Source organism: Mammaliicoccus lentus, assembly GCF_947036595.1.
GTDB lineage: Bacteria > Bacillota > Bacilli > Staphylococcales > Staphylococcaceae > Mammaliicoccus > Mammaliicoccus lentus.
This window is the reverse complement of record NZ_OX344834.1, coordinates 2,297,756-2,310,838: the sequence shown is the minus strand read 5'-3', so window position 1 is coordinate 2,310,838 and position 13,083 is coordinate 2,297,756. Positions and strand designations below refer to the sequence as shown.

10 protein-coding genes are annotated in these 13,083 nt (G+C 31.5%); 8 read left to right on the top strand and 2 right to left on the bottom strand.

The window, feature by feature from the left end; translation table 11 throughout:
• The first annotated feature begins 129 nt into the window (after positions 1-129).
• From ACNMOQ_RS11445 to ACNMOQ_RS11435, 3 genes are all read left to right on the top strand, one after another.
• Positions 130-1,743 carry an ABC transporter ATP-binding protein/permease gene (locus tag ACNMOQ_RS11445; protein WP_193751556.1) on the top strand — a complete coding sequence of 538 codons (1,614 nt, stop codon included), beginning with the start codon at positions 130-132 and terminating at the stop codon, positions 1,741-1,743.
• On the top strand, positions 1,740-3,404 hold the full coding sequence (gene cydC / locus ACNMOQ_RS11440) for a thiol reductant ABC exporter subunit CydC (protein ID WP_070045660.1): 1,665 nt from the start codon (positions 1,740-1,742) through the stop codon (positions 3,402-3,404). The genes ACNMOQ_RS11445 and cydC overlap by 4 nt, the downstream gene beginning before the upstream one ends.
• A gap of 639 nt (positions 3,405-4,043) precedes the next feature.
• Positions 4,044-5,246 carry an IS110 family RNA-guided transposase gene (locus ACNMOQ_RS11435; RefSeq protein WP_282461170.1) on the top strand — a complete coding sequence of 401 codons (1,203 nt, stop codon included), beginning with the start codon at positions 4,044-4,046 and terminating at the stop codon, positions 5,244-5,246.
• Positions 5,247-5,392: 146 nt separating this feature from the next.
• Here the strand turns inward: ACNMOQ_RS11435 and ACNMOQ_RS11430 are convergent, their stop codons facing one another.
• Positions 5,393-5,839 carry a MarR family winged helix-turn-helix transcriptional regulator gene (locus tag ACNMOQ_RS11430; RefSeq protein WP_017000978.1) on the bottom strand — a complete coding sequence of 149 codons (447 nt, stop codon included), beginning with the start codon at positions 5,837-5,839 and terminating at the stop codon, positions 5,393-5,395.
• A 202-nt stretch (positions 5,840-6,041) separates the two neighbouring features.
• Between ACNMOQ_RS11430 and ACNMOQ_RS11425 the strand changes: the two genes are divergently transcribed.
• Together ACNMOQ_RS11425 and ACNMOQ_RS11420 are read left to right on the top strand one after the other, a co-directional pair.
• On the top strand, positions 6,042-6,971 hold the full coding sequence (locus ACNMOQ_RS11425; protein WP_064210851.1) for a CobW family GTP-binding protein: 930 nt from the start codon (positions 6,042-6,044) through the stop codon (positions 6,969-6,971).
• 11 nt (positions 6,972-6,982) lie between these two features.
• Positions 6,983-7,891: an aldo/keto reductase gene (locus tag ACNMOQ_RS11420; RefSeq protein ID WP_017000976.1), complete on the top strand. Its 909-nt coding sequence runs from the start codon at positions 6,983-6,985 to the stop codon at positions 7,889-7,891.
• Positions 7,892-7,958: 67 nt separating this feature from the next.
• Here ACNMOQ_RS11420 and ACNMOQ_RS11415 read toward each other — a convergent pair whose 3' ends face one another.
• Positions 7,959-9,158, bottom strand: coding sequence for a M20 metallopeptidase family protein (locus ACNMOQ_RS11415; RefSeq protein WP_416349850.1), 1,200 nt, complete (start codon positions 9,156-9,158; stop codon positions 7,959-7,961).
• A 172-nt stretch (positions 9,159-9,330) separates the two neighbouring features.
• Here ACNMOQ_RS11415 and ACNMOQ_RS11410 point away from each other — a divergent pair, with 172 nt between their 5' ends.
• From ACNMOQ_RS11410 to ACNMOQ_RS11400, 3 genes are read left to right on the top strand one after another with little or no spacing between them, the layout of a single operon-like run.
• Entirely contained in the window at positions 9,331-10,092 is a 762-nt protein-coding gene (locus ACNMOQ_RS11410; protein WP_064204681.1) for a DeoR/GlpR family DNA-binding transcription regulator, read from the top strand.
• Positions 10,089-11,000, top strand: coding sequence for a 1-phosphofructokinase (gene pfkB / locus ACNMOQ_RS11405; RefSeq protein ID WP_064210852.1), 912 nt, complete (start codon positions 10,089-10,091; stop codon positions 10,998-11,000). Before ACNMOQ_RS11410 ends, pfkB begins: the two co-directional genes overlap by 4 nt.
• A gap of 18 nt (positions 11,001-11,018) precedes the next feature.
• Positions 11,019-12,959: a PTS fructose transporter subunit IIABC gene (locus ACNMOQ_RS11400; protein ID WP_017000972.1), complete on the top strand. Its 1,941-nt coding sequence runs from the start codon at positions 11,019-11,021 to the stop codon at positions 12,957-12,959.
• The last annotated feature ends 124 nt before the right edge of the window (positions 12,960-13,083 follow it).

Genomic DNA, 13,083 nt, shown 5'->3' with positions numbered 1-13,083 from the left:
ATGATATGCAGTTGATATCACTTTAAGATTATTGTACCAAATAATGCTTTATAATATGCATATAAAGAATAATACATTTTGGTTTATTTTTTTAATAAAGGCGTTATAATGGAAAAAGGTGGTGACATTGTGAAAGAATTAACAAAGTATAGTGCTCAGTATAAACCGTTGCAAATATTGATGTTTTTAGCATCATTTTTACTCAGTTTATCAGTCGTATTTCAAAATATATATTTAGGTAAAATTATAAATCAAATGCTTGTTGTTAAAGAAGGTTACCAACAACTTTACCAATGGGTATTCATTTTATTAGCTGTACTGTTATTACGGGCTACTTTTAATTATTTAAATCAATTAACAGGGCAGAAACTCTCTTTTAATGTTAAAAAAGATGTTAGAAATCAATTAATTAATAAAGATACAAAGAGATCGAAATTAACGATATTAACAGAAGCAGTGGAGGGTATTCATCCTTTTTACGAATCTTATTTACCACAAGTCTTTAAATCAACCCTCATTCCTGTTGCAATCGTTATAACATTATTATTTATTCATTGGCCAGCTGCTCTCATTATGATGATAACAGCACCATTTATTCCGTTATTTTATATTGTTTTTGGACTAAGAACACGTGATAAAGCTAAAGATCAAATGCAATCTTTAGATCAATTTGCAAAAGAATTCATTGATTTAACGAAAGGTCTTGTTTCTTTAAAATTATTTAATAGAACAGATCAAACAGTGAACAAAATTCATAAATCTAGTACATCATTTAGAGATTTAACGATGGAAATATTAAAAAGCGCTTTTCTATCAGGTTTGATGCTAGAATTCATTTCTATGTTAGGGATTGGTATTGTTGCTTTAGAAGTTGGATTAAGATTAATTGTATTTCATGATGTTTCATTCTTAGTCGCAGTCATTACTTTATTATTAGCACCTGAATTTTACAATGCTATTAAAGATTTAGGACAAGCTTTCCATACAGGTAAGCAGAGTGAAGGCTATATTGAAATAATAGAAGATATAAATAAAGAAGAAAATGAAAGCTATAAACCAATAACGATTAATCCAGATATGAGTCAAGAAGACATCATAACAATAAATGATGTTTATTTTTCATACCCTGAACGTGAAGATTTTGCGTTTAGCCATCTAAATTTAAACATTAAAGAAAATATGCATACTGCAATTGTAGGGCCGAGTGGTGCTGGTAAATCTACTTTAGTGAAATTAATCATGAATGAACTCTCTCCCATTAAAGGACAAGTTCAGTATAAAAAAGATATTAAAATTGGCTATCTATCCCAAAGACCTTACATTTTCAGTGCATCTTTAGAAGATAATGTCACAATGTTCCAAAATTACGATAAACAACAAATAGAAGATGTATTACAAAGAGTTGGTCTTGTAGAGAAAGTTAGTGAGTTATCAAAAGGTATTGAAACGAAAATTGGTGACGGTTATGAAATGCTTTCAGGTGGGGAAATGAGACGTGTAGAATTAGCAAGATTACTATTATTAAATCCTGAAGTGGTTATATTTGATGAACCAACAACTGGATTAGATATTAAGACAGAACAACTCATCGTTAATACTGTGAATCAATTTTCTAAAGAAAAAACAATCATTACGATTGCACATAGACAAGAAGTATTAAAATATGCCGACAATTTCATTAAAGTTAACAATGGAGATGTTCAAGTAACAAATAGCCCACTGAAAGGTGGTCAGTTCACATGAAAAAATTAACTATCAAATTTGATAAAGATTTTTATTTATCAATTATCATAGGTGTTTTAGGTATGCTCACTGCTTTAGGTATGTTTGCGTTGAGTGGTTATATGATTTCAAAAAGTGCTTTAGGAACACCGCTATACGCTTTGATGATTTTAATTGTTTCTATTAAATTATTTGGATTTGTAAGAGCTATTACGAGATATTTTGAAAGGTTATATTCACATCGATCTACATTTACGATGTTAAGAAATATACGTGTTGAACTCTTCAATTATTTAATTCCAATTGTCCCTAATGTGTTTAGAAGATATCGTTCAAGTGACTTACTAACACAAATGGTAAATAATGTCGAAAGATTACAGAACATTCTATTACGCGTTTATTATCCCCCAATCGTAATTATATTAACGACTATCGCAACAATTTTAGTCATGATAAATTGGAGTGTTTATGTTGGTATTATTATTGGAATTTCAATGATGATGTCTGTTATCGTCATACCTTATTTATCTACAAAACGTGCAAACATTTTAGCAGAAGATGTTCAACGAAGTGAAGAAGAATATGTGGCAGAATACTATGATTTTGAAAATGGTAAAGCGGAATTAAATAGATTCCAACAATATAACAGTTTTAAAGATAAAGTTTTTATTCAACAAAATATTTACGAAAATAAAAAATATAAAGAGCAGAAATTTTTAAGTACGTATGATTTTATGCTCAATATATGCGCTATGATAAGTATTTGGTGTATTACTATCTTATGTATATGGCAAATTCAAGATGGCGCGTTAAATGCAGTGTTTTTTGCAAGTATACTCATGATTGTCATTACATTATTTGAGCAAGCTATTCCAATGACAAACGTAGCTTTTTACAAAGCAGATACTACTAGAAGTCTTAAAAATATCGAAGAAGTTATAAATCAAAATTTCGAAAATCAAGAAACATATGAAATAAGCAATAACGCTTTATACTATGCTGAAAAATTAAATTTTAAATACGATTTTCAAGAAAGAAAAACGTTAAAAAATGTTCAGTTTAAAATTAACGAAGGTGAGCATGTTGCTATTATAGGTCCATCAGGCTCAGGTAAGTCTACATTATTAAGTTTGTTAATGGGCTTATATAGTTCTAACGAAGGTTTATTGACGTATAAAGGTAAAGCTTTGTCTCATGTTGAACATGAAAAATACGTAGACGAAATAAATACAATGTTACAACACAATCATTATTTTGAAGGAACGGTCAGAGAGAATTTATTAATAGAAGAAACTGATGAGAATATGAAAAATGCATTAATGAAAGTGAGATTAGAACATTTGAAATTAGATGACAATCTCACAGAAAATGCAGAAAATATATCAGGAGGAGAAAGACAACGTCTATCAATAGCTCGATTACTATTACGAAATGCGAACATTTGGCTTATGGATGAACCAACTGCTTCTCTTGATGAAGAAAATGAAAAAATCATTATGAACAATTTATTAAGTACTGACGATACAATAGTAATCGTGACACACAATTTGAAGTACCTTGAAGATTTCGACCATATAATAGTTATGAATGAAGGAGAAATTCTAGAACAAGGTGATTATCAAACATTGCTACAAGAGCAGGGCTATTTATATGACGTAGTGAACTTTAATAAAGCGTATTGATGTATTAAAAAGATTAAGAAGTTGAAATATGTTATTCTTCTAGAACCCTTTTTTTCACTGCATACAAAATTAAGGCTGAGACATAAAAAGTCTCAGCTTTTTGTTTGAGTAAATAAAGCCCTCGAAAGTTGCAAGACGAGACGCACGTGCAACATAAAGCCCTCGAAAGTTGCAAGACGAGGTGCACGTGCAACATAAAGCCTCCTTGTTGCCAAGACTACTGAGAAAAGTCAATAAGGCTACCGTTATTGACACGTTTGATGAGAAAAGACAATAAGACTACCGTTATTGACACGTTTGCTAAGAAAAGGCAATAAGGAACTTAAAATTTACAAGCCAAGAGCTGCATGCGATATAAGCGTCCAGTCTATTACTACTAACACAAAAAACATACTAAGATTAGCTATGAAGAAATCTATGACGATAGATTTTTTCATAGCTATTTTTTATAGTTATAGAGAGGAGTAGACTGTGCGATCTCTTGGGTTTGAAATCCGTAAAAAAAACTAGTCAGCTTTACTCTCGCCTTTTGAAATTCGATTGTAGTATGTTGGGTTCTTGAAACCGTGTATAGGAAAGTGAAATGAGAAAGGTTCAGTAAAGTTATAACTTCTCAAATTTGTTAAGGAGGTTTTATTTATCGATTACTTAGGCATTGATATTAGTAAAAAAGATAGTGTGATTGCACACTATATCGATGAAAAATTCCAAAAGGAATTTACTATTCAAAATAACAAAAATGGTTATAATTATTTATTAAATTATTTGAATCGTGTAAATCAGCCAAAATTAATTTTTGAATCCACAGGTATATATTCAAGAGCTATGGTTCGGTTCTGTCGAGTTAACCAAATTAATTATATTGAGTTGAATCCTTTAGAAGCAAAGTTCAAAACAAGCTCTTTAAGGTCTTGGAAAACAGATCAATCAGACGCACATAAGTTAGCCCAAATAGCACCTTTTTTAAATGATTCCGATAGTTTAAATAATACAAATGATGATATTTACTTTGAATTACGTGAGCGTGCTCGATTTCATCTAGAATTCGAAAATGAACAAAATCGATTGAAAGTTGAAATTATTGAGATACTTCATCAAACATTTCCTGGCTTAGAAAAACTATTTAAAAATCGTTATTCAATGATTGCCTTAAATATCGCTGAAATATTTACTCATCCTGATTTTGTTCAACAAAATGATATGGAAAGTATCATTTCTACAATTTTAAAATCTACAGATAAAGGATTATCTCAACGAAAAGCAGAAAGTTATGGAGAAACACTTTTTAAATTAGCGAATGATAGTTACCCTAACGTCAATTCATCTTCGTTCCTAGTTAAAAAAGCACAATTATTAATTCAAAAATTGAAAAAGTCCATTGGACAATTATCACAATTAGATAAAGAAATGATTCAATTAGCTCAAGAACTTGACTGCTTTGAAATTATTTATTCTATACCAGGAATTGGAGATCTAACTGCAGCCATGATAATCGGTGAGCTTGGAGATATATCTCGATTCAAATCAAATAAACAGTTAAATGCTTTTGTAGGAATTGATATCAAACGATATCAATCTGGTGGGACACATTATAGAGATACCATCAATAAACGCGGTAATAAAAAGGCGAGACGCTTATTATTTTTGGTAATAATGAATATTATTCGTGGACAACATCGTTATAATAATCATATTGTAGATTATTACTATAAATTAAGAAAGCAGCCTAATGAGAAATCTCATAAGACTGCTGTTGTCGCATGTATTAATCGACTATTAAAAACATTTCATTATTTAATAATGAAACATAAACTATACGATTACGAAATGTCCCCACATTAAATCGTATAATCACATATAGTCTAACACCTTATTCAAAAAAATAAAATTGGACGGTCTTATTAAGTGATGATTATTTTAAACTTAAGCACTTGACTAATCGTAGGAATGAGTTCGGGACATTAACTATTGTCCCGAACTCTTAATTATTATTTTTCTTGATTAATTTTATCTATGTTTTTAATCATTTTTTGTAAAAGTATGTTTAATTGTTCTGTTTCTTCATCAGTTAATTGAGATACGTCTTGTATTAAATGAGAAGCTTGGTATAACTTTTCTTTCATTTCTAGACTTTTATCTGTTAAGTGGACGAAAACTTCACGTTGATCTAAATCCGATCTTTTACGTTTAATTAAATGGAGGTTTTCCATTCTTTTTAATAAAGGAGATACTGTACCTGTATCAAGTGCTAGACCTGTTACAAGTTTTTTGACATTGACCGGTGCTGTTTCCCACAAAATTGTTAGTACTAAATACTGTGGGTATGTAATGTTATATTCTTTGAAAATTTTATTAGAATAATAACGATTGACTTGTCTTTGTGCATTATACAAATTAAAACACAATTGATTCTGGATATTTAAATTATCCGGCATAATCTTTCCCCCAAACTACAAATGAAATAGCTTTTTATTTCCGAACTTCTAATCTATTATATAATGAATAATTTTAGTTTGTAAATATTTTTAATAATGATTCCGATTATCTATAGAAATAATAATGTTGTTTACTTTAAAACGCTTAAGACTTTGTAGTTTATATTGGAATATCATATAATGACAGAAAGGTGGTAGAAACATGAGTAGTGGCAAAAATATAAAAGATAAAATGAATATTACAGTGCTGACGGGCTTTTTAGGAAGCGGAAAAACAACTTTACTACAAAGGTTAATAATAGAAGCGAAAGAAGCAGGTAAAAAAGTTGCAATTGTTATGAATGAATTTGGTTCTTTTGATGTTGATAGCCAGCTTTTAGGTGAAGGTATTTCAAGTAAAAGCTTATTAAACGGCTGTATATGCTGTTCTTTAAAAGATGATATGGAGGTTGTACTTCATAACTTATACCATAGTGAGAAACCAGATTTAGTTATTATAGAAGCTACTGGGATAGCGCACCCGGTAGAAATAGTTGATGCATGTCAAAATCCTACTATTGTAGATAAAGTACATATGCCTTTTATTATTGGTGTTATGGATGGTAAAAGATACATAGAAAGAGATCGCTATTCTAATCAAACTAAACATTTAATGGAAGAACAAATGGCAAATGCACATGTAATAGTAGTTAACAAATCTGATGAACTGTCTAATGAAGAAAAAGGAATGCTTGAGGATCATCTAAACGAAATAAAACATCAACCAGATGTCTATTTTACAAATTACTCTAAAATAGACCAAATAATTGAACGTGATGATGCAATAATTAATATAGAAGGTAAACATAGTCATCATCATGGTATTCAATCCATTAATTATACGTTTGATGGACCTATAAAGATGGAACTTTTAATTCGTTTCTTACAACAGTTACCTGATTCTATATTGAGAATAAAAGGATTTGTAAAATTCCAAGAAGAACCAGATCAGACTTATTTATTCCAGTATGCGTTCGGAGTGCCTCAGTATGAACCAGAAATGATGAACATGCCGTTAACAATTGTTATTATAGGGGAAACAATAGATAAAGCATATTTACGTAATAAATTAGACATGTTGAACTTTACTTAGGAGATGATGGGATGGAGCGTATTCGAATAAATAAACACGTCAGTTATTCTAGAATCATTCATGGATTTTGGAGATTAAATGAATGGGGTTATAGTAACCAACAATTAAATGATTATATGCACGATATAGTTGATCGCGGTATTACAACAATGGATCATGCAGATATATATGGCAATTACACATGTGAAAGTTTATTCGGTGATGCTTTAGCGCTTACGCCGAACTTAAGAGAAAAATTAGAAATTGTAACAAAATGCGGAATAATTCTACCTAATCAAAGTAACCCTGAATTTAATGGGCATCGCTATGACCAAAGTTATGAACATATCATTCAATCTGTTGATCGTTCGTTGACGAATTTAAGAACGGATTATATCGATACGTTGCTTATTCATAGACCATCTCCACTGATGGATCCTGATGAAGTGACTAAAGCTGTCATGCACCTTGTAGAACAAGGGAAAATAAAAGCTTTTGGCGTTTCGAATTTTAAATGTAACCAATATGAACTATTGAATGAAAGCCTCAAAAAAGAAATGTCACATATTTCGGTTAACCAAGTTGAAGTATCGCCATATGAATTAGAAAATATTGAAGATTGTACACTGAATAGAATGTTACAACATGACGTAAAAGTTATGGCTTGGAGTCCATTGGCTGGTGGAGCGATTTTTAATGAAGATGATCCAAAAGCAAAACGTATATTAGATACAATTCAGCCAATAGCTGCTAAATACAACGTTAGTATAAGCACGATTATATACAGTTGGTTATTACGTTTACCATCAAAAGTTATGCCTATTGTTGGTTCAAGTAAAATTGAAAGAGTAGACGAAGCGGTTAAAGCAACTAAAACATCGTTAACAGACCAAGAATGGTTTGATATATATGTAGCGTCGCGTGGAGAAGATATATTATAGAAAAAAGCACTAAATCGTTAATGAAATTCAACGGTTTAGTGCTTTTTTCTATGTCACATAGATGTCTTTATGATTCTAAATCAAGTCGATTTAGCACAATTTCTCCTAAGGATTTACTTGCAACAGCCATGCAATCTTCATTCACTTCGAATTTAGGATGATGATTCATATAAGGTGTATCTGTATTTTCTGGTTTACTACCAACAATATAGAAAGTACCAGGAATCTTTTGTAAATAATAAGCAAAGTCTTCTGACCCTGATGCTTGTGGTATTTCTATCAAGTGATTGAAATAATCGCCTTTACTTTTCTCAATAATATCTACCATTTTATCCGTTTGTTCTTCATGGTTATAGAGTACTGGATAGCCATAATGATAGTCTAAATTACATTCAACATCGAAACCTAAAGCGATACTATCTGATATTTTCTTAATCTCTTCGTACATTTTTTCTTCATAATCAGGATTTAAATATCTTGCTGTTCCTTTAATCGTGACACTATCTTGAATCACGTTATATCCACCTGGAGCTTCAAATGCACCAATTGTAATAACGCCCATTTCAAGAGGATCAATTCTTCTTGATACAACTGTTTGGATTGTATTTACAAAGTTTGTGCCAGCTACTAAAGCATCGTGTGTTTTGTGTGGGCTTGCAGCATGTCCACCAAGTCCATTAATAGTTAATTTAAATGTTGAGCTACCTGAAAAAGCTTTTCCTTTATGATAGCCAATAAAGTCAGGGCTAGCTACAGGAACGATATGAATACCATAAATCTCATCAATATCATCTAAGGCTCCAGATTCAACGATAGCTTTAGCGCCACCTGGAGGTTTTTCTTCAGCGTGCTGGTGAATGATTTTAATTGTTCCTGGTAATTCTTCTTTTAATTCTATTAGTGCATCAGCTAGCCCCATTAGATAAGCAGTATGCACATCATGACCACATGCATGCATTACACCTTCATTTGTAGACTTAAATGGTACATCTGCTTCTTCTGTAATTGGTAATGCATCAAAATCAGCTCTTAATCCGATTGTGCGACCTTCTTTTCCACCGTTAATTTCTACAATAATTCCATGTTCATCTTTAACAGGTTGTGATATTTTAGCATTTTTATCTTGATAAAACGATTTGATATACTCTGCTGTATTTTCTTCTTCAAATGATAATTCAGGATATTGATGTAGATGTCTTCTAATCTCTATCATTTCGTTTTCTCTTTCTTCAATCAATTTAAATAATTTTTCTTTTAAATCATTCATATTTTGCCTCCTTAAATATACTAAAAAAGTATAACAATAATCTTTTTTTGTATGAAATATTTGCACTTATAAATACCAAAAAAATTTATGATTGTTTTTGAATGTTTTTGGTTGAATGTGATTGACTTTTTAATGAAAACGTTTTATCATATCAATGAACAGGGGTGATGTGATGTTAACTGAAGAAAGGCATCAACTCATAATTGAGACGATTAAACAACGGGAAACAGTATCTTTACAAGATTTAATTCAATTAACGCAATCAAGTACTTCAACTATTAGAAGAGATTTATCGCTACTTGAACAAAATGGCTTTTTAAAAAGAGTACATGGTGGCGCGACGCAAATAACGAAACGACATGAAGAAAGAGATATGTCAGATAAAGAAACGCGTTATCAAAATGAAAAGAGAGAAATAGCGAAAGTTGCAGCTAGACAAATTTCAGAGGGCGATACGATTTATTTAGATGCAGGAACAACAACTTTAGAAATGATACCTTATATTAATCAGCAAGATATAGTTGTCGTAACTAACGGTTTAACGCATGTAAAACCATTATTAGAAAAAGGTATAAAAGTTTATATGACAGGCGGAGAAATTAAATCTACAACATTAGCGAATATAGGTGTAAATGCCGTTAAATCTTTACAGAAATATCGATTTGATAAAGCCTTTATGGGTATGAACAGCATAGATTTAAAATATGGCTTAACGACACCCGATCCTGATGAATCTAAAATGAAAGAAACAGCAATTCATCTTGCTTCACACATTTATGTGCTATTAGATCATTCTAAGTTTAATGAAGTATCATTTGCAGAAGTGGAAATTGATAAAGGTTTTGAAATATTAACTTCTGAAAAAGCAATTAATGAAATAGAGAATATTACGCTTTATAAAGAAAAGTATGAAATTAGTGGAGGTTTAAAATGATTTATACAGTAACATTTAATCCATCTATAGACTATGTTATGTTTACAAATCAATTTGAAGTAGGTGGATTAAATAGAGCACATGAAACAAATAAGTTTCCTGGAGGAAAAGGTATTAACGTTTCAAGAGTGTTGAATACTTTAAAAGTTGAAAATACAGCAACAGGTTTTGTTGGAGGATTTCCTGGAGAATTTATTAAAGATAAATTAGAACAGTCCAATATTTTAACTGATTTTATTGAAGTAGAAGAAGATACAAGAATTAACGTGAAGTTAAAAACTGGTTCTGAGACTGAAATTAATGGTCCAGGTCCAAATATCGAATCACAACATTACGAATCATTTTTAAATAAAATGAAACAAACAACTTCGTCTGATACAGTCATAATCGCTGGAAGTGTACCAAGTACATTAAAGAAACCGGTATATAAAGAAGTTGCAGAAATATTAAAAGAAACCGGTGCTACGCTAATTGTTGATGCAGAGAAAGATTTAATGAAATCTATACTTTCTTTTGAACCGAAATTTGTGAAGCCAAATAAAACAGAATTAGAAGAAATTTTTGATAAAGAAATTAATACAGATCAAGAAGTAATTGATTGTGCTAAACAGTTAATAGAAGAAGGCGCTCAATCGGTCATCGTTTCACTAGGTGGTGAAGGTGCAATCTATGTGGATTCGAACATTCAACTTAAGGCAATTGTGCCTAACGGAGAAGTAGTTAACACTGTAGGTTCGGGTGACAGTACAGTGGCAGGTATGGTTGCTGGATTAACAACTGGTAAGGATATTGAAGAAGCATTCAAATTAGCTGTAAGTTGTGGAACAGCTACAGCTTTCAATGCAGATTTAGCTGAACATGAAGATATAGAAAGAATTCTATCTAAAGTAACGATTAAGCATTTGTAAAATAGGGAGGTTAATATTATGAGGATTACAGAACTCTTAACTAAGGAAACAATAGCAATGGATTTATCAGCAACGACTAAAGATCAAGTAATAGATGAACTTGTATCTCAATTAGATAAAGCTGGTAAATTAAGTGATGAAAAAACATTTAAAGAAGCAATTCATACAAGAGAGTCACAAAGCACAACTGGAATTGGTGAAGGTATTGCTATACCACATGCTAAAACAGATGCTGTTCAATCAGCAGCAATTGCATTTGGTAAATCGATTGAAGGCGTTGATTATCAATCGTTAGATATGCAACCAGCGCATTTATTCTTTATGATTGCTGCACCAGCTGGCGGAGCTCAAACTCACTTGGATGCGTTAGCTAAACTTTCGGGTATTTTAATGGATGAAGCAGTACGAGAAGAACTGTTACAAGCTAATAGTGAAGAAGAAATTTTAAACATTATTAACAAACATGATGATGAAGCGACAGATGATGAGTCTAACGAGGAATCAGAAGCAACTCCGATTCAATCTGAAAACGTTGAAGAAGAAGGATTAATTTTAGCAGTTACAGCTTGTCCAACAGGTATCGCGCATACTTATATGGCAGCTGACTCATTGAAAAATCAGGCTAAAAAAATGGGTGTACCAATTAAAGTAGAAACAAATGGTTCAGGCGGAATTAAAAACCATCTAACTGATGAAGACATTGAAAAAGCAACAGGAATCATTGTCGCTGCAGACGTACATGTTGAAACTGACCGTTTCGATGGTAAAAATGTTGTGCAAGTACCTGTAGCAGATGGTATAAAAAGACCAGAAGAATTAATCAATATGGCTCAAGATACTAGTCGTAAACCATTTGTAGCTAAAGGTGGCAAACAAAGCTCATCAACTTCGAATGAAAAACAAAGTGTATCTAAAACAATTTATAAACATTTAATGAACGGTGTTTCAAATATGTTACCACTTGTTATATCTGGTGGTATCTTAATGGCAATCGTGTTCTTATTTGGAGAAAACTCATTTGATGCTAAAAGTTCACAATATAATGAATTTGCAGCAAACTTATGGCAGATTGGTAGTGAAAGTGCCTTTAAACTAATTGTACCAATCTTAGCTGGTTTCATTGCACGTAGTATTGCAGATAAACCAGGTTTCGCGTCTGGTCTTGTCGGTGGTATGTTAGCAGTGGCAGGTGGTTCAGGATTCCTAGGTGGTATTATAGCAGGTTTCTTAGCGGGTTATTTAACTGAAGGTATTAAATATGTTTCTAGAAACTTACCTCAAATGTTTGAAGGTTTGAAACCGACATTAATATATCCAATTCTCTCAGTTTCCATTACTGGTTTACTAATGGTTTATGTGATTAACCCACCTACAGCGTGGTTAAATAATTTATTATTAAATGGATTAAATGATTTATCAGGTTCGAATATTGTATTACTAGGTTTAGTAATCGGTGCTATGATGGCAATTGACATGGGTGGTCCATTCAATAAAGCTGCATATGTATTTGCTACAGCAGCATTAACAGAAGGTAACGCAGCAGCTATTACAGCAGCAATGGTCGGTGGTATGATACCTCCAATCGCAATTGCTACAGCAATGTTACTGTTCAAAAATAAATTTACAAAAACTCAAAAAGGTTCTATTTTACCAAACTATGTTATGGGACTTTCCTTTATAACAGAAGGTGCCATCCCGTTTGCAGCAGCGGATCCATTACGTGTCATTCCATCAATGATGGTAGGTTCAGGAATTGGTGGTGCGATAGCTTTAGGTTTAGGTTCTAGCATTCAAGCACCACATGGTGGTATATTTGTAATATTAGCTACAGACTTTGGTCATGTATTACAAACTTTATTAGCAGTAATAATAGGTGCTTTAGTAAGTGCTATTATATACGGATTGCTTAAACCTAAATTAACACAAGATCAAATTGATATAGCTGAAGAAATAGAATAAAAAATTAAAAATTTATATAAAAAAACCGACATTGTAAAATTACGTTGTCGGTTTTTTATTGAAATCATTGATAAAATTTTATATGATGAATAAAAATATTGTAAGATTTCATAATATGGAAATT